Annotated in this window: 16 protein-coding genes; 11 read left to right on the forward strand and 5 right to left on the reverse strand. The window is 50.6% G+C overall.

Going from position 1 to position 17,967, the window contains the following annotated elements:
• The first annotated feature begins 42 nt into the window (after nt 1-42).
• On the forward strand, nt 43-1,107 hold the full coding sequence (locus tag QL223_RS06310) for an AraC family transcriptional regulator (protein ID WP_281544221.1): 1,065 nt from the start codon (nt 43-45) through the stop codon (nt 1,105-1,107).
• A gap of 12 nt (nt 1,108-1,119) precedes the next feature.
• Here QL223_RS06310 and QL223_RS06315 read toward each other — a convergent pair whose 3' ends face one another.
• Both QL223_RS06315 and QL223_RS06320 read right to left on the reverse strand, forming a co-directional pair.
• Complete coding sequence (locus QL223_RS06315; protein ID WP_281544222.1) at nt 1,120-2,133, reverse strand: alpha/beta fold hydrolase; 1,014 nt, start codon at nt 2,131-2,133, stop codon at nt 1,120-1,122.
• 122 nt (nt 2,134-2,255) lie between these two features.
• Entirely contained in the window at nt 2,256-3,146 is an 891-nt protein-coding gene (locus tag QL223_RS06320) for a LysR substrate-binding domain-containing protein (protein ID WP_281544223.1), read from the reverse strand.
• 195 nt (nt 3,147-3,341) lie between these two features.
• On the opposite strand from QL223_RS06320, the gene nagE reads away from it, so the two are divergent.
• On the forward strand, nt 3,342-4,799 hold the full coding sequence (gene nagE / locus QL223_RS06325) for an N-acetylglucosamine-specific PTS transporter subunit IIBC (RefSeq protein WP_281544224.1): 1,458 nt from the start codon (nt 3,342-3,344) through the stop codon (nt 4,797-4,799).
• A gap of 93 nt (nt 4,800-4,892) precedes the next feature.
• Here nagE and QL223_RS06330 read toward each other — a convergent pair whose 3' ends face one another.
• Together QL223_RS06330 and QL223_RS06335 are read right to left on the reverse strand one after the other, a co-directional pair.
• A complete protein-coding gene (locus tag QL223_RS06330) occupies nt 4,893-5,498 on the reverse strand; it encodes a response regulator (protein ID WP_281544225.1) in 606 nt (201 codons plus the stop codon).
• Nucleotides 5,499-7,205, reverse strand: coding sequence for a sensor histidine kinase (locus tag QL223_RS06335; RefSeq protein WP_281544226.1), 1,707 nt, complete (start codon nt 7,203-7,205; stop codon nt 5,499-5,501).
• A gap of 410 nt (nt 7,206-7,615) precedes the next feature.
• On the opposite strand from QL223_RS06335, the gene QL223_RS06340 reads away from it, so the two are divergent.
• The 8 genes from QL223_RS06340 (at nt 7,616) to QL223_RS06375 (ending at nt 16,601) form a co-directional block, all read left to right on the forward strand.
• The gene (locus QL223_RS06340) at nt 7,616-8,605 is read left to right on the forward strand and encodes a rhodanese-like domain-containing protein (RefSeq protein ID WP_281544227.1); all 990 of its coding nucleotides are present in this window, start codon (nt 7,616-7,618) and stop codon (nt 8,603-8,605) included.
• Between the two features lie 81 nt (nt 8,606-8,686).
• Complete coding sequence (locus QL223_RS06345) at nt 8,687-10,483, forward strand: FAD-dependent oxidoreductase (protein ID WP_002538537.1); 1,797 nt, start codon at nt 8,687-8,689, stop codon at nt 10,481-10,483.
• Nucleotides 10,480-11,250: a (Fe-S)-binding protein gene (locus QL223_RS06350; RefSeq protein WP_062662459.1), complete on the forward strand. Its 771-nt coding sequence runs from the start codon at nt 10,480-10,482 to the stop codon at nt 11,248-11,250. The genes QL223_RS06345 and QL223_RS06350 overlap by 4 nt, the downstream gene beginning before the upstream one ends.
• 211 nt (nt 11,251-11,461) lie before the next feature.
• Entirely contained in the window at nt 11,462-12,139 is a 678-nt protein-coding gene (locus tag QL223_RS06355; protein WP_002538533.1) for a TVP38/TMEM64 family protein, read from the forward strand.
• Between the two features lie 366 nt (nt 12,140-12,505).
• Nucleotides 12,506-13,654: an ABC transporter substrate-binding protein gene (locus QL223_RS06360; protein ID WP_281544228.1), complete on the forward strand. Its 1,149-nt coding sequence runs from the start codon at nt 12,506-12,508 to the stop codon at nt 13,652-13,654.
• 5 nt (nt 13,655-13,659) lie between these two features.
• The gene (locus QL223_RS06365; protein WP_281544275.1) at nt 13,660-15,363 is read left to right on the forward strand and encodes a thiamine ABC transporter permease; all 1,704 of its coding nucleotides are present in this window, start codon (nt 13,660-13,662) and stop codon (nt 15,361-15,363) included.
• Complete coding sequence (locus QL223_RS06370) at nt 15,329-15,991, forward strand: ATP-binding cassette domain-containing protein (RefSeq protein WP_281544229.1); 663 nt, start codon at nt 15,329-15,331, stop codon at nt 15,989-15,991. The genes QL223_RS06365 and QL223_RS06370 overlap by 35 nt, the downstream gene beginning before the upstream one ends.
• Nucleotides 15,984-16,601, forward strand: coding sequence for a CDP-alcohol phosphatidyltransferase family protein (locus tag QL223_RS06375; RefSeq protein ID WP_281544230.1), 618 nt, complete (start codon nt 15,984-15,986; stop codon nt 16,599-16,601). Before QL223_RS06370 ends, QL223_RS06375 begins: the two co-directional genes overlap by 8 nt.
• 39 nt (nt 16,602-16,640) lie before the next feature.
• Here QL223_RS06375 and QL223_RS06380 read toward each other — a convergent pair whose 3' ends face one another.
• Nucleotides 16,641-17,303, reverse strand: a complete 663-nt coding sequence (locus QL223_RS06380; RefSeq protein ID WP_281544231.1) for a peptidoglycan-binding domain-containing protein — start codon at nt 17,301-17,303, stop codon at nt 16,641-16,643.
• Between the two features lie 365 nt (nt 17,304-17,668).
• On the opposite strand from QL223_RS06380, the gene QL223_RS06385 reads away from it, so the two are divergent.
• The gene (locus tag QL223_RS06385) at nt 17,669-17,965 is read left to right on the forward strand and encodes a fructose PTS transporter subunit IIB (RefSeq protein WP_002538525.1); all 297 of its coding nucleotides are present in this window, start codon (nt 17,669-17,671) and stop codon (nt 17,963-17,965) included.
• Nucleotides 17,966-17,967 lie beyond the last annotated feature (2 nt).

Genomic DNA, 17,967 nt, shown 5'->3' on the forward strand with positions numbered 1-17,967 from the left:
ACGAATCCCTCTCATTGTGCGAGCTGAATTTAAAGGACAAAAATGCTCTCTATTCCTTTGCCATTTGTGGCGTCGTTGATGTTGCTCTTCGGTGCGGCGATCATTTTCAATCGTTCACACCACCAGTCAAACCGTGCTTTCTGGTTTTTGGTTCTGTGTGCTGCTGCGACCGCGGTCGTGGGTTTGAGGTGGACGACGGATATTAGTTTCTTCCGCACGATGCAACCTATGTTAGGAGCGTGCCTTCCTGTCGTGGCATGGCGGTGTTTCTCTCATGCACACTCGAACAAGCCTCTTAGTAACGTTCACTGGATTGGTCCTGGGTTGGTGGCATTGTCCTCTGCCAGTTATCCATATCTATGGTTGGGGCTGACAGATGTATTGCTGGTGATTTTGTATCTAGTCTATGGTGTGTGGTTACTGTCTCTTTCTTTCAGCACCGCAGACAAGGTAAGGCTCAGCGACACAAATCAGACAAGTTATTCCGAAAGAGTTGCGGGTGCACTTTTACTGTTTTCTGCATTCATTGATGGGGCAATCTCCTATGACTTTGTCGTGTTTGGTGCTGAGCACACGGGCTTCATTCTGACGTTCAGCTATCTAATACTGATACCTGTCATGGGTATGCTGGTGGTGATTGTTGACGGAAGTGTGCCCTCCCAAGAACAAGTTCATGAAGCAGAAGTGTTTGAGGCGAATGCCGCTGAGTTGGCCCTCAATGACTTGAATTCTGAAGTGGAGCGCGAACCTGAATCCATCACTGACGAGAATGATGAGGCGCAATCGGTTGTCGCGAAATTGGATGAGATGATGGAGCAAAGGGAGCTGTTTAAAGACCCTGATCTGACGTTAAATAAGCTGGCAAGGAAACTGGGTATTCCGGGGAGAAAAATCTCTTCATCGGTGAATCAGGTTTGTGGGGAGAATATCTCCCGCGCAATCAACCGCTATCGGATTGAGCACGCCAAGTCTCTGCTGAAAAACAGCGACTTGGCGATCACTGAGATCTATCTTGCTGCGGGCTTTCAGACTAAATCTAATTTCAACCGAGAGTTTTTGCGAATCACCGAAAAAACGCCCAGCGAATTTCGAAGCGGCACCGTTTGATTCCTGTATGAGTTACTCAAGAAACCAAAGGATATCCTCCAACATGTCGGCATGCAGTGCTTCGCGCCGGGTGCCGAATCCATCCTTACAGATAATGCCATCGCCTTTGTGTTCCTGTTCCAGCAGGTCGATAGCACCTGTCTTACATCGCTGCATGAAACTGAAATGGGTGGCTTCCTCATACACCTTGTAGTGTCTCGTCGACAAAGGTAAATGTTCAGCCAAATAGCCTGACTCCATAGCTTGTGGCAAATCGCCTATGTCGATTCCTGCAGCGAGAATGAGCGTCGGTGTTAGCGTTTCAGTCATACTCTGAACAGAAAATCCGCGCGCTAAACCCAAGTCCAAACTGACGACACGTTTGATACGTGTATCTTTAAGCGAGTTGGTTTCCGGCTCCTTTGGCTGAGTCTTATCAAGCCCCAGCTCTTTTGCCAGTCCGCACGTTCTTGGATTAAAGATGAGCTGGCATTGTTTTTTCAATTCGTTTCTATCAATTTCAATGCCTGCCAACTGCATCACCGTCCATCCCCCCAAAGAGTGGCCGATAGCGGAAATGTTGTCCGCGTCCAAAGCATTACTCCACTTTGAGTCAGTCAGCAGAAAACTCAGCAAGCGGGAAATATCTCTTGGTCTTTGCCACCATTGCGCGGCTTGAGATGCAGATTGATCAAAAGTTGTTGTACCGGGGTGATCAGTAGCGGCCACCACGTAACCACGTTTAGCAAGCTCAGTCGCCAGCCAATTGAGATTTCGCCAGCTTCCACGATAGCCATGAGAGAGCAAAACAACAGGCGCTTTTCTCGCATCTAGCGTTGCCGCTTTGATCACTTCAGTACCAACAAAAGCGGGATTTTCGGCAATCACGGTTTTTGGTGACGTTTGAACTGTTGGGTACCAGATGGAAACATTCAGTGGTCTTGATGCGTTATCTTCAAGCGATAATTGCTCAAACCCAACATTCGCTGCAAAGGCAGAATTTAGGACGAACGTGAACAAGATAACGAGTAAATTAATGGATTTCACCTTGTGGCTCCTTAAACCATGAAATTGGAGCCAGTATGTGCTGAGATCAGTGTTGGTGCGTCCTAGAACACGATCGAGGACGTCCTCGAACGTGATTTTATTCCTAATATATGAGCTTCTTGTTAGTTCGTTTGATCAATTTGACCGGTCGCCCAATTAAGGAACGTCCGCACCTTGGGTCTTTTCTCTGAGCCAAGCGGGCAGAGTAGATCATGGGTTTTGTGAGTCTCCATTCCGGGATAAGGAGAAACCAGTTCGCCACTTTCCAGTGCGTCTTTGACGAATCGGTATCTACCCATTGCGACCCCCAATCCTTTTCTTGCGCTGAACACAGCCATGTCTTGGTGTGTGAAAACGCAACATTGTTTGGCGATGTCGATATCCACTTTGTGGTGCTTTGCCCATCGTGACCAGACTGTCGATGTGGAAGCGTAGAGGAAATTCACTCGGGAAAGAGAATTCATTCCATCCTCAAAGAGATGGTTCTCTTTAGCGTATGTCGGTGTGCAGACAGGCACATAACGCTCATCAAACATTTTAATGCGGTAGACATCGGGTCTTTCTGATGCCCCGTAGTAAAGCGCGACGTCAATATTGTTGGTCTCGAAGTCCAGTTCGAGCTCTTGCGTCATCACCTTCAAATTGAATTTAGGGTACTTGGCTTTGAAATCTGCCAGCCTTGGAATAAGCCATTCGTAGGCAATACCAGGTGAGGTTGCAATGGTCAGGTCACCGCTCAGTTCCGTATGCCGAATATCATCAATTTCACTGAAAATGTTGTTCAGTGAGCTCGCCAGTGTGCCCTGAAACCGTCTCCCTTCCTCTGTCAGCGTCAGCTTTCGCGTGCCGCGAACAAACAAATTGAACCCCAGTTCCTGCTCCAACACCTTGATGCGATGGCTGACAGCGCCTTGCGTTAAGTGCAGAAGTTTTGCCGCTTCGGTAAAGCTCAATGTTCTTGCAGCCACATTGAAGGTATGGAGATTGCCAAGCAGGGATTGAAGGTTCGCCATCGTTTTTCTGTTAACGCTCTTATGCATTAAAAATATTAATTCATGATGGCGTCGGATTGGTTTGTTTGCAAGCGGGTTTAATCGTCAAATAGGCCTAAAGCACTGATTGTGAAGCAGCGAAAACAAGCCAATAACGACAGCATCACAATCATGCGGGGGATTAAGAATTTTATTGAATAAAGCTTGGGGGCTTAGATGAATATCTTGGGATATATGCAGAAAGTCGGTAAGGCATTGATGGTACCCGTTGCCACTCTTCCTGCCGCAGCAATTTTAATGGGCGTCGGGTACTGGATTGATCCGGTGGGTTGGGGTTCAGAAAGTGTCATGGCGGCGCTATTAATCAAATCCGGCGGCGCCATCATCGACAACATGGCTGTGCTGTTCGCCATCGGTGTCGCATTCGGTTTGAGTAAAGATAAAAACGGCGCTGCAGCCATGGCGGGTTTTATCTGCTTTATGGTCGTTACGACGCTCCTTTCTCCTGGCGCTGTAAGCCAATTGATGGGCATAACAGCCAGTGAAGTGCCGGATGCCTTCGGTAAGATCAACAACCAGTTCATTGGTATTTTGGTCGGTATCATCTCCGCGGAGATCTATAACCGCTACCACACCGTTGAACTGCCAAAAGCACTCGCGTTTTTCAGCGGTAAACGTCTGGTGCCTATCCTGACCTCGATTGCAGGTATGGCGATTGCGTTTGTACTGCTCTATGTCTGGCCTATGGTTTACAACGCACTGGTTGTTTTCGGTAACCATCTTGTCGCGCTGGATGCACTGGGTGCGGGCTTATTCGGCTTCTTTAACCGCCTGACATTGACCATCGGCATGCACCACGCGCTGTACCCAGTGTTCTGGTTTGATGTGGTCGGCATTAACGACATCCCTAACTTCCTGGGTGGCGCGCAGTCTATTGCTGACGGTACGGCGATCCCTGGCAAAACCGGTATGTATCAAGCGGGCTTCTTCCCAATCATGATGTTCGGTCTACCGGCAGCAGCTCTGGCGATGTACCACTGTGCAGATGCGGAAAACAAAGGCGCGACATTCTCTATCATGATTGCAGCAGCCATGGCGTCATTCTTCACAGGTATCACAGAGCCGCTTGAGTTCAGCTTCATGTTCCTGGCACCGGCACTTTACTTTATTCACGCTGTGCTGACGGGTATCTCGCTCTACATCGCAGCAAGCATGGAATGGATGGCAGGATTTGGTTTCTCAGCAGGTTTCGTAGACTTCGTACTGTCTAGCCAGAACCCACTTGCAACCCAGTGGTACATGTTGATTGCTCAAGGTCTGGTGTTCTTCGCGGTGTACTACTTCACCTTCCGCTTTGCGATTCTGAAGTTCAACCTGAAAACGCCGGGTCGTGGAGAAGGTGCTTCAAAAGAAGAAACGAAAGAAGAAATTGGCCAACTGACTAACGACTACATTGCAGCCATTGGCGGTGCAGAGAATATTCTGGAAGTAGACAACTGTGTGACCCGTCTTCGCCTGACAGTGAAAGACTCTGGACTGGCAGACAGTGAGAAACTGAAACAACTTGGCGCGGCAGGTGTGATTCCAATCGGCAAAGGTGGCCTGCAAGTGGTCGTCGGGTTGGGTAAAGTCGACAAAGTTGCCGAGCAGATGAAAGTCGCGCTCTCTAATTAAAACGAATCAAACGGCATTTAAATGCCAATAGGTTCCCCCTGAAGTGCAGTTTCGCATTCCCCCGCGATTCTGCACTTCGCCTTTTGTGGTGGGCTAAATTTTCCCTTGCTGAATCAGCGTACTTAACCGCAGCACTAAATCTGCCACATTGCTTGCTTCAAACTTCTTCATCATGTTTGCGCGGTGAACTTCAATGGTGCGCAGAGAGACACACAGAGTCTTCGACATTTGCTGGTTGGTCTGGCCTTTCAGCACTTCTCTCAGTACTTCTTTTTCACGTTCAGTCAGGCTGTTGTATTTCTTTTCGACACAAACGTGCCCAACACGCTGGAAAGAGTGGGCGAGAGCTTTTTCAATCGCCGCCACCAAGCGATCACCGTCGACCGGTTTTTGGAAGAAATCCACTGCACCGTCTTTGAGGGCATCAACTGCCATGGGTACGTCGCCATGACCTGTCAGGAAGATGATAGAGAGTGGGCTTTGTGCGTCGTTGAGGATCTGCTGTAGCTCCTGACCGCGCATTTCTGGCATCCGGCTGTCGAGTACGAGGCAGCCCGGCGCCGAAATATCGACGCTTTCCAAAAACGCAGGGCCAGAGGCGAAATCCTTTAGCACCAAGCCATAGCTTTCCAACATAAAGACCAGTGACTCGCGGACTGCATCTTCATCATCAACAATAAATACCGGGCCTTTGTTCATTTATTCTTGTTCTCGTTTGATTGGCAGCACCACAGTGACTTCACAGCCAACCGGGCGTGCAGCCTGAATAATAAAATGTCCGCGATGGGCTTCGACGACTTCACGGCAGATAGGTAAACCAAGGCCCAGGCCATCTTCTTTGGTGGTATAGAAAGGCTTCTTCACTTCGGTCTCGCTTGCCGCAAGGCCGATGCCGTTGTCCTGAACCCGGATAACCACTTCATGGGTGCCATACAAGAGCTCAATAGTGACGGTCGGCGAGACTTGGTAATCCAGACTTGCCACGCAGGCATCTTTGGCGTTTTTCAGCAGATTGATCATCACCTGCTGCATGCCAATGACATCGAATTCGCCATGGATTGGTTTGCCTTCAACAATCAGATTGAGTGCGATTTTTTGCGCCTGAAAGTCGTATTCAATCAGTGAAATCGACTCTTTGACAAAGAAGATCGGATCGCAGGTGACATAGTCTGTCGGTGTCTGCTTTATCAAGCCACGCAAGCGCTGGATAATGCCACTGGCGACCGTCACCTGTTGTTCTATTTTCCCAAGAAAAGGTGACATTTCATCCGGTGTCATGCCTTGGGCAATACGGCGCTGCAAACCTTCGGAGTAGTTTTTAATGGTAGAAAGCGGCTGGTTGATCTCATGGGCAATGCTGCTGCCAAGCTCGCTGACAATCATGGTGCGCTGGGCATGCTCCAGTTGTTCATTTCTCTCTTTGAGTTCATAGAGTGTTTTCTTGAGGTCATCTTTACTGCGCTTGAATCGGTATTCCAGCCAGAAGTGATAGATGTTCATCAGCAAGAAAACGATGAAGGTGGCGAAGGCGAGTACCTGATTACGATCCAGCCATTTCATGAATCCTTCCTGCCAGGTGCGCTGTAAGGGGTGCATGTCGAGTTGGTGCAGCACATGGTCGACTTTGACTGGGCTTGCTGGCAGCGTCCACCCTACATTACCCGCAGCCTCTGCGGCGTAAGCACTTTCATGCATCGAAAGCAGTGACTGGGTGACCAACTTGCCAATGCTGTCAGAAGCGCGCTCCGTTTTGGCAAACGTCCAGTTTGGATAGAGCGGGGTAGTCACCGTACAGATCGAGTCATTCGGACGCTTGCCTTCAAGTACTCGTACTTTATGCCGCTCGATGCGGCCTTCTCTAATCATGCTTTCCAGCGTACAGGCAGGCAGCACCGCGACATCTAAATCGTTGTCAATCACACTTAGCAGAATGTTATCTGTTGGTGGGCCATAGAATTTCACCCGCTTAAAGAAGCTACTGCCAAACACATTACGTCTTTCAATTTCATAGCGGAGCGCCAGAAAGCCACCAAACGCTTTTTCGGAAACGGCACCGACGCGGGCATATTCAATATCGCGAAGGGCAAGATACGGCGAGTCGCTGCGCACCACAGCAACAGAAGCAATGGAGTGGGTGAGGTTGCTGCTGTATGGAGTTTTTTGGGTGGCGAGCCAGTTCAGCGGATATTGCCGTGCAATGCGCGTGGCCTGTCCCGGACTGGTCAGTAGGAAATCCAACTGGTTGTGCTCGAAGGCTTCATCCAACTCTTCAAAGTCGTAGGTATGAAGGGTGAACTCGGTATTCGGAATGGTGTCTTCCAGCCAATCCAGTGTTGGCCGCCAGGATTGCTCAGCATGCTGATCGCCACGAAGCGCTAACACACCGACATCATAATGCTGGAGCACTTCAGCTTGTGCGGGACATACGCAAAAGCAGCACATGCTGACGGTATAGAGAAAGACAGCTTTTATGCCGAGTAGCGGGGTAAATCGTTGGAGATATTCGTTCAAATGAAAACGACACAACAAGGAGGCGAGTGGCACGCATTCTACCCTAGAAAACCCTATGTTTTATGTTGCTTTAGATCAAATATTTCGCACTATTGTGGTAAACCACAATATCCCGCAAACCTTCCTTCACACACAATCCGTGCTACTGACCTGGAGCGGTCAACCCAACGCATTTTGAGCGCGATGCTGGCAGTAAGATTGGCACTTAAAACGAATCATAAAGCCGAGTATTCAGCATCCCGTTATTGATTTCCTTTTGCCCCTGAGAAGGCAGAAAAATTTTTAATAATCTTGGGAATTTCACGATGAAAAAATCGACAGTTGCAATCGGCGTTGTCGCTGCTGTTCTGGCAGCAGGATATGTCGGCTACACCAGCATGTTCGGTGCAGAAGCGGTTCAGGTAAGCGCTGAAGTGTTAGAGCAGAAATTTGCTGAGTACGCGAACCCAGAAGCGTTCGTTTCTGCACAGGAAGTGAAGCAGATGATGGATCGCGATCTGGATGTGGTTGTGATCGGCGCGCTGAACCCGATGAAGCCAGATGCACCTATCGAAGGTTCATTCTCAATGTGGCGTCCTGATTACTCTGCAGCGAAAGAAGCGTATGAGTTTGACGGCATGCGCAACTCTGTCGAAGAAATGGAATCCCTGCTGAGCAGCTACGGTGCAACACCGGAAACCACCATTGTGGTTTATGCTGCGAACTCTCACCACGATGCAGCCCGCCTGTTCTGGCAAATCAAAAACCTGGGCCATGAAGATGTGCGTTACCTGGATGGCGGCCTGAATGCGTGGATTGGCGAAGGCTTCCCAACAGGCAATGCAAACCCAACGGTGACTGCATCTCAGTACAAAGCCCCTGCGCCACAAAGCGAAGAGTCGGCACTGGCAACGCTGGATATGGTTCTGGCAGCGCAAAACACCGCTGACTGGGTGATTCTGGATACCCGCGGCACCGCGGAATTTGATGGCAGCACCACAGTATCTGGCGCGTTTGGCCCGGGCACTATCCCTGGCAGTGTTCACATTAACTGGACCAAAGCGCTGAACGACGACACCACACTGAAATCTGCAGAAGAACTGCAAGCCCTGTACGGCGACGTGATTAAAGGCAAGAAAGTGATTGCCTACTGTCAATCAGGCGTTCGTTCTGCACACACCATGATGGTTCTGGAAGAAGTTCTGGGTGCACAAGACGTCTACAACTACGACGGTTCTTGGATTGAGTACAGCTACGCGCACTACGAACAAAATCGTGCGGATATTCCAGTGCAAAGCGGTGCGAAGAAAAGCTAATCAATGACTTACCCAGACGCACTTGAGCACTGCGTCTGAGTAGGTGCCAAAAGAATTACATATACCGGAATCATAACAACAATGAACAATGTCATTTTTAGTCAAAAGCTCTACGACGCGGCACAACGCGTAGTAGACGGCTGTATGGGTGATGCAGACCCAGCATGCCAAACTGCATGTCCAATGCACACTGACGTTAAGCAGTACGTGCGTCTGGCGGGCGAAGGCAAGTATCAAGAAGCACTGGACGTGATCCGCGGCAAACTGTTCCTGCCACAAACGCTGGGTCGCATCTGTGCGCACCCGTGTGAGCAGGCATGTCGTCGCCAGACTGAATACGGTCAGGGCATCAGCGTGGCGGGCATCAAACGCTTCGTTGCAGAAAAAATGGATAACAAAGAGAACTGGGATCTGGCGGTTCTGAATCCAACTGGCAAGAAAATCGCGATCATCGGTGCTGGCCCTGCGGGTGCACAGGCGGCAATTGAACTTCGCCGCAAAGGTCACGACGTCACTATCTTCGAAAAAATGGACGTGTACGGCGGCATGATGCGTGTAGGTATTCCTGAGTACCGTCTGCCACGCCATGTTATCGATTTTGAATACAGCTACCTGGATATGCTGGGCATCGAAACCAAGTTCGGTGTGGAAATCGGTAAAGACATCACGTTTGAAGAACTGCGCAATACACACGATGCAGTGGTTCTGGCACACGGTGCGCACGTGGGTTCCATCATCCCGCTGCCTGGTCACCAGTCTGAAGGCGTATTCTCTGCGGTTGAATACCTGAAAGAAATCTCTGAAACCCGTGCATTCCCCCGCGCAGGCAAACGAGTGATGGTGATCGGCGGTGGTGACGTAGCGATGGACTGTGCACGTTCATCATGGCGTATCGGTGCTGATGAAGTTTACCAATGCTCTCTGGAAGCGATGGAAAAACTGCCAGCAAGCCATGTTGAAATCGAAGAATCGCTGGAAGAAGGCGTGGTCTTCAACGCTGGCTGGGGTCCAATCTCTATCGAAGAGAAAGACGGTAAAGTGACCTCAATTACCCTGCGTCGCGTGCTGTCTATCTTCGACGAAAACGGCAACTTCGCACCAAGCTACAGCGATGAAACCCGCACGATCGAAGTCGACACTGTGGTATTCGCAACCGGTCAGCTGGTGGCAGACATCACTGACGGCGCGCTGGAAACTACCCGTGGCGGTCGCTACGTGGTCGACAAAGACACGCTGGCAACTTCGCTGGAAGGTGTTTACGTCGCTGGTGACGCCGCTGGCGGTAACATCGTGATTGAAGCGATGGCACTGGGCCGTAAAGCCGCCATGAGTATCGAGCGTCAGTTCGCGGGTCGTCCTCTGGAAGAAGGCCGCGATTTCCAGGAAGAGTACAGCTACAAGTCTCGTCTGGACATTCCATTGCCTAAAGGCACTACCGACGTACCTCGTCTGCACGGTGAACTGCGTGATGCCGAAGTACGCAAGCGCGATTTCGCTCAGGTTGACCTTGGTTTCACCCAAGAGCAAATCAAGCAGGAATCAAGCCGCTGTCTGCAGTGTACCTGCAAACTGTGTATGAGCGAGTGCATCATGATGAACGACTTCGGCGACTGTCCGAAGACCCTGTTCAGTGACTTCGTCAACAACAAAGAGATGGATCCACTGCTGGCTTACTCCTGTAACGCCTGTGACCAGTGCACCATCGTTTGTCCTAAAGATTACCCAATGAAGGATATCTTCCTTGGCGCCCGTGTTGACTTCGTTAATGCGAACAATGGCGAATCGCCAATGAAAGGCCACAAGGCAATCAACATGCACCAGAAGCTGGGCTTCTCGAAATTCTTCACAATGGCTAAACGCGCGGTAACCACAAAATGACCAATAAAGTATTCATGCCAGGATGCAGCCTGCCATCCTACTCGCCAGAAGGTGTCGCGGCGATTGCACAACACCTGAAAAACGTGTTCCCGGAAATGGGTGCAGTTCAGAAATGTTGTGGTAAGCCAACTGCAGCGATTGGTCAGGCAGACAAATTCAAAGAGCGTTACGGCCAGCTGCAAGCTGACTTTGACAAGCTACAAGCAGACGAAGTGATCGTGGCGTGCCAAAGCTGCTACGGCATGATCAAGAAATCTGGTGGTACGCAAAAGCCTGTTTCTCTGTGGAAATTGCTGCCGAAAATCGGTCTGCCAAAAGAGCTGGTGGGCAAAGCAAAAGACAGCGACGTGGTATTCACCATTCACGATTCTTGCTCAACCCGCTACGAGAAAGAACTGCAAGACGGTATCCGTTGGATCCTGAACGAGCTGGGCTACAAAACCGCTGAGCCAGAACACACCCGCGAAAATACGCGCTGCTGTGGCTTCGGTGGCATGGTTGTACCGGCTAACCCTGATGTGGCAACCCGTGTGGTTCAGCGTCGTGTTGATGAATTTGAAACTGACCACGTGGTGGTTTACTGCGCCGCATGTCGTGCATCCATGATGGGTGTGGGCACCAAGTCTTGGCACATTCTGGATCTGATGTTTGGTCCGGTTGTGATGCAAGATACTGCGCCACCAGTGAACGTACTGGCTAACCCTGCTAAAGCTTGGTTCAACCGCTACAAGTCAAAAGCTGGCCTGATTAAGTGCATGTCAGTGTGAATTAAGAAGCCGCCGGGTGTTGAGCGATACGCAGTTGTCTCCTGCAGTTTCGCCCGGCGAGTTTCTTGCCTTAAGAAGTCGTTCGGTGTGCTTTTAGGATGCGTCTGGGCCTAACGGGAGCCCTCGTATCAGGCAAACAAAAAGCGCACATTCAAGGCCGAACGCCTTCTTCAGGAAAAAGCAGAATTCTTTATTTTTCGGGTAAATACTCATGAAATTTCTAAAAATCGGTCTGATCGTTGCGGTTATCGCCGCTGTTCTGTTTGCAGCGAAACAAAGCGGCATTCTGGAAATCATCACTGACATCCAAAGCCTGCAAGCTTGGATCGCAAGCTTCGGTGCAATGGGTTACGTGGTATTCCTGATTGCTTACGTTTTCGCCTGTATCTTCATGCTGCCAGGCAGTGCGTTCACCATTGTAGCGGGTATTGTATTTGGCCCGGTTCAAGGCGGTATTCTGGCACTGGTAGCTGCAACTGTGGGTGCGTCTGCAGCGTTTGTTGTCGCTCGCTTCCTGCTACGTGGCACCATCATGAAAAAGTTTGGCACCAACCCAATCTTCAAGAAAATTGATGACGGTGTTGCGCAAAATGGTACCAGCTTCCTGATCCTGACCCGTCTGGTTCCAGTGTTCCCATTCAGCCTGCAAAACTACGCATACGGCCTGACTGGTCTGAGCCTGAGCACTTTCGCGCTGGTTTCAATGATCACTATGGCACCTGGCGCTTTCATCTTCGCTTACATGGCGGGTGATATCGCGACTAACGGCGTGTCGGCAATGTTGCTGGTGAAATTCGCGGTTGCGGGTCTGGTGCTGTTCGGCATGTCTCTGATCCCGAAATACATCGCGAAGAAAAAAGGCATCGATATGGCGGAACTGTCTAAATAAGCTTGCGCATATCCATGAAGTGAATGTATCGTCCTCCGTCTTTTTGGCTGGGGACGATTTTTTGCTTTTCAAAGCCCTAGGGTCTGTTGATCTTTGGTGGTTAAATTTTGTTCTCGCTATAAGCGTTTTAGGCGCGGCGAGGTGTGTGCCGCCTAGTCATTCTAAGCAAATACACCTCAACAAAGCATAAAACGCTTAGAGCAGAACCCTTTGGGCAGCGTTTGTGGGGACTTTCTACTGCGTTATCGGCTTCTCATGTAGGCCAGCTACATGTCGAAGCCTCTGCCTTGTATAAAGTCCCCACAAACTGCTGCAAAAATCATCACCAAAGGTCAACAGACCCTAACTAAACGAACTAGAAATGCCATGAAAAACCTTTTCACCGCGCTTGTTTTAGCGGTCACCTCTTTCTCTGTGTCTGCGACGGGCACCGAAAACTGGCAGCAAATTGAAGCCGAGGCTGCCGGACAGCATGTTTACTTCCACGCCTGGGGCGGTAATCAGGAAATTAACCGTTACCTGGGTTGGGCGAAAAAAGAGCTTAAGCGCCGTTACGATGTCACGCTTCATCACGTCAAAGTGACGGACATTACCGAAACCACCACGCGCCTGATTGCAGAAAAAGCCGCAGGCAAAGATCAGGGTGGCAGCGTTGATATGCTCTGGATTAACGGCGAAAACTTCAAATCCCTCAAAGATAACCAACTGCTGTTTGGCCCGTTTGTCGAAGACTTACCAAGCTGGCAGTACGTGGATCAGTCACTGCCTGTGACCGTGGATTTTTCCGAGCCAACAGAAGGGCTGGAAGCGCCATGGGGCATGGGGCAACTGGTGTTTATCTATGACGAGGAAGAGCTTTCATCTCCGCCACGTTCTTACGCGGACATGCTGAAATATGCGCAGGCGAATCCAAACCGACTGACGTACCCACGACCACCGGAATTTCACGGCACCAGCTTTTTGAAGTCTTTGCTGATTGAGCTGACATCGAACGATCCGCGTCTGCAAAAATCAGCCTCTGACACAGATTATGCGGCTGTGACCAAACCGCTTTGGGACTATCTGGATGCGTTCCATCAAGTGGCTTGGCGTGGCGGTAAGCAATTCCCGGCAGGCACAGCCGAAACGCTGCAATTGCTGGATGATGGTCAAATCGATCTGGCGATCACTTTCAACCCAAACGCGGTTTACGCTGCCCATGCCACGGGTAACCTTGCGGAAAGCACCAAAGCTTATGCAATGGACTTTGGCGCGCTGTCGAACATTCATTATCTGGCGGTGCCATGGAACGCCAATGCAAAGGCTGGGGCGTTAGTGGTCATTAACTTTTTGATGTGTCCTGAAGCGCAATCCCGCAAAGGCAATATCGATATTTGGGGTGACCCATCGGTGTTGAAAACCGAATTCCTTTCTGGTTCGGCGAAAGAACACAAACCGTTCAAATCAGTGCCTGAAACCCACCCAAGCTGGCAAAGTGCCATCGAAAAAGAGTGGCTACAACGCTACGGAAGTTAGGTTTGATGTTACGCGCGAGCTATCTGTTCATTCTTCTTATTTGCGTCCTGCCGACCCTGTTTGGGTTGGCGGGTGTTGCTGTCTCTTCAGTGGGCTACATTCCGCCGCTCGACATGCACCTCGTCTCGCTGAACGGATTTTCCAAAGTGTTCGCTTGGGAAGGCGTTTGGCGTTCGATTGGCATGACGGTCTATTCCGGATTAGCGAGCACGTATCTGGCATGTTTGCTGACATTTTCCATTCTGCAGGCAACCTGGGGAACTAGGTTCTGGCGTAAGGTCGAGGTCTCCCTTTCTCCTTTGCTGGCTGTACCGCATGTGGCCTTTGCCATTGGCTTTGCCTTCCTGTTTGCCCCAACGGGGATGGGAATGCGTTTGCTGGATGTGGTTGGCATTAGCGCTGATCCAAATGCGTCTGATCTCGCGCTGCTGATCAAAGACCCGCACGCGCTGGGCTTAATCCTGATGCTGGCATTGAAAGAGGTGCCATTCCTGCTGTTGATGAGTATTTCCATTCTCCAGCAGGTGAAAGTGAACAGGGTGGAAAAAGTCGCCGCATCACTGGGGTATTCGCGTGCGGAAGCCTGGTGGAAATGCGTGTTCCCACAGTGGCTGTCCAAGCTGCGTTTTCCGCTGCTGGCGGTGATGGCTTATGGTTTGTCAGTGGTGGATGTGGCATTGATCATCGGCCCGACCAACCCGCCAACCTTTGCGGTGTTGGTGTGGCAATGGTTTAACGATCCTGACTTAGCGCTGCTACCGCGCGCGTCGGCAGGCGCTGTGGTGTTGCTGGCGATCTCCCTTGTGCTTATTGGTGTTGCGCGTCTGATTGAATGGGCGGTCACCCAAGGCTTCAAGCAATGGCAATATTCAGGGCGTACAGGGTTTGCGTTACCGGGAAAAACCCTGTTTGCGGGGATGCTGATACTTTCGATTTCGATGATCCCGCTGATGTTAATCTGGAGCGTGGCGCAGCGCTGGCGCTTTCCGGATTTACTGCCAAGTCGATACAGTCTGCGCTTCTGGGAACATGAGTGGGATTCCATTCTTGGCTCGATTGAGCAGAGCATTGTCATTGCGTTGATTTCTGCTTCGCTGGCTTTGTTGATGGCGTTACTGGCGCACGAATACCGCCTGCGTCACCGCATTCAGGTGCCGGGTTACATCATTGCTGTGCCTATGCTGGTACCGCAGCTTTCCATCCTGTTTGGCATGCAGGTTGCCACGCTGTACGTGAATGGCGACGCACACTTTTTCTGGGTCTGCTGGGCGCATCTGTTCTTTGCTTTCCCGTATGTTTATCTTTCGCTGGACGGCCCTTGGCGCAGCTACGACGAGCGTTTAACCCGCGCGGCGTTGAGTCTGGGTAAATCGCCACTCCGCGTCTGGCTTAAAGTGAAAATGCCCATCCTGTTGCCCGCGATTCTGTTCGCTTGGGCAATCGGTATCAGCGTTAGTCTGGCGCAGTATCTGCCGACACTGGTGCTGGGAGCAGGACGCATTACCACATTGACTACGGAAGCTGTGGCCCTTTCCAGCGGCTTCGATCGTCGTGTCACGGCGATTTACGCTATTTGGCAGGCATTGCTGCCGTTCCTGTTCTTCTCGCTGGCGATCCTGACAAGCCGTTTGCAGTTAACGCTTCGCCGCAAACCAATCAAAGAGTTGTTTCACAATGAGCTTATGTCTCGAAAACCTCGCCATTCGTAAATCCTCTGGTGAGGTGCTGTTTTCATCGCTGAACATGTGTGTAGAAAAGGGCGAAGTGCTGTGCCTGATGGGACCAAGCGGTTGCGGTAAATCCACTTTGTTGGATGCCGTTGCAGGTCACCTGTCAGATGAATTCGAATATTCCGGCTGCATCAAATTGAATGGCATCAAGCTTGATGGCATGGCAGCGCACAAGCGCGAAGTCGGCATTCTGTTTCAGGATGACTTACTGTTTCCACACCTGTCTGTTTGGGAAAATCTGGCGTTTTCCTTGCCGGACGCCATTAAAGGCGCGGAACGCAAAGGACGTGCGATGCAGGCATTGAAAAACATCTCGCTGGCACAGCTGGCGAACTCGTTTCCAGACCAGATCTCCGGCGGGCAACGGGCCCGTGTCAGCCTGACCCGAATGTTGTTAGCAAAACCCAAAGTGGCGCTGCTGGATGAACCCTTCAGCAAACTGGATAAAACCTTGCGCAGCCAGTTCCGCGATTGGGTGGTTGAGCAGCTGAAAGAGGCCCATATTCCCGCGTTGATGGTGACGCATGATCTCGAAGATATTCCTCAAGGCAGTCAGCTTCTGAACTGGCCTTGGCATGCTGCACAACAGGAGCGTCAACATGCTTGATAGTTTTGGCATTAAAGTGGTTAAGCGCCCGCTGGCGATGTTTGCTGAGATGGTCGATGAGATGGGCGTTTCTGCCAATCAGGTGACTTTGGCAGGCTTTTGCATCGGATTTCTGGCTTTGCCAGCGCTGGCTATGCAGCAGTACGAACTGGCGCTGATTTTCATCATGATCAACCGAATGATGGATGGATTGGACGGCGCGTTGGCGCGGATTCAGGGCATTACCGACGCCGGTGGGTTTCTGGATATCAGCCTCGATTTCCTGTTCTACTCACTGGTGCCATTTGGCTTTATTCTGGCTAACCCAGACGTGAATGCCGTGGCGGGCGCTTTCCTGATCTTCTCTTTCATTGGCACGGGAAGCAGCTTTCTGGCGTTTGCGATCATGGCGAGCAAGCAGGGGATTGATGACCCGGTTTACAGCAACAAATCACTGTATTACATGACGGGATTGACCGAAGGTTCAGAGACGATTCTTTGCTTTATGCTGATGTGTCTATTCCCTGCACATTTCGTGATGATTGCCTGTGTGTTCGGTGCCATGTGTTGGTTTACCACTGGCTCGCGCATTTACAACGGCTATCAAACACTTGCGAAGCAAATTCGCTGAGTTTGCAAGTCGCCCAACGACATGTTGGGCGATTTCAATTTAAGCAAGCAACTCCTCCCACGTTCTTCGGCCAACCGTGCCGTCGTCAATCAGTCCTTTCTTTCGCTGAAATGAAATTACTGCCGCTTTGGTGAGTTGGCCAAAATGACCGTCGATGGTGAGGTCTATTTGCAGCTTTTCATTAAGTAGCGCTTGAAGGTGAGCAACAGCGGCACCTTTGGCGGTGAGTTCAAGAATGGGCTGCTCAACCCGCTGCGGCTCACTTGCTGGCGCGTTTTTTCTGTCTCCTGATTCGGTTAATCCCAACACGGTTTTATAGTCAAACGCCGGGCAGGTTTTGGCTGAAACCTCACAGTGTCCGTGGAAGGTAAGTTGGTTTTCATAGGCTTTGTCGATTTCCCGACAAAGTGCGATGAGCCGCTCGAACTGGGCTTTGGTGAATTTTTCCTGCTTTAAACCATGCAGGCAAATCGCTATCGAACCGGTATTGTGGCCTTGTTGTGCGGCAGGTACCTCTTCCAATGAGCGGCCAGCCTCCAACTCGCCACTCTTTCGGATGAAATAGTGATAGCCCACATCCCGCCATCCTCTTTCAAGATGCCATCTTCGCATGGTTTCAATGTTGTCGTGTGCCTCTGAATCGCTGGCACTGCAATGCAAAAACACCCTATCGACAGGGCGCTTGGGTTTGGAAAAGTCCATGGTGATACCTATGTCGTTGATTATCGCCACGTCCTTGTTGAATTATTTTCTTCCTGATGCGGCCGTCGTAACGCCGCTATACACCAAGTATCGTAACGAATGGCGGTGGAAGGGATATCACAGATGCGACTTGATGAGCGATTGCTAATACTGAAGTGGAAAAATCGCTGAGTGCCGAAGAACGGAATCAATGTCGCTTTTTTCCAGAACGGGCAGGGGAGCGAACGGATTTTTCGGCTTGGTGATGCATTTCACACATCGATTCGCATGCGACTTTTGTCCAGTAAATGTTAGTTATTTCATCTGTTTGAACGGGTGTGAAAGGCATAGCATGAGGGCATCCGAATCAAACAAAAAGCCATGCTATGAAAGTTGTTGCCATCACTGCCTGCCACACAGGTATCGCCCATTGCTATATGGCTGCCGACCGACTGGTTGAAGCGGCACGTACCCTGAATATTCAAATAAAAGTCGAAACCCAGGGCGCGATGGGCATCGAAAACAAAATCTCCGAACGCGAGTTTGATTCCGCGGATCACATCTTGTTGGCTACCGAAATTACTCCTTCTGAAAGCGACCGCTATGCCGGGAAGACGCTGACCATCACCTCGGTGCAGGAAGCCATCAATCACCCTATTGCCCTTTTGAAAAAATTTAAGTGAAC

This window comes from Grimontia sp. SpTr1 (assembly GCF_947387585.1).
Taxonomy (GTDB): domain Bacteria; phylum Pseudomonadota; class Gammaproteobacteria; order Enterobacterales; family Vibrionaceae; genus Enterovibrio; species Enterovibrio indicus.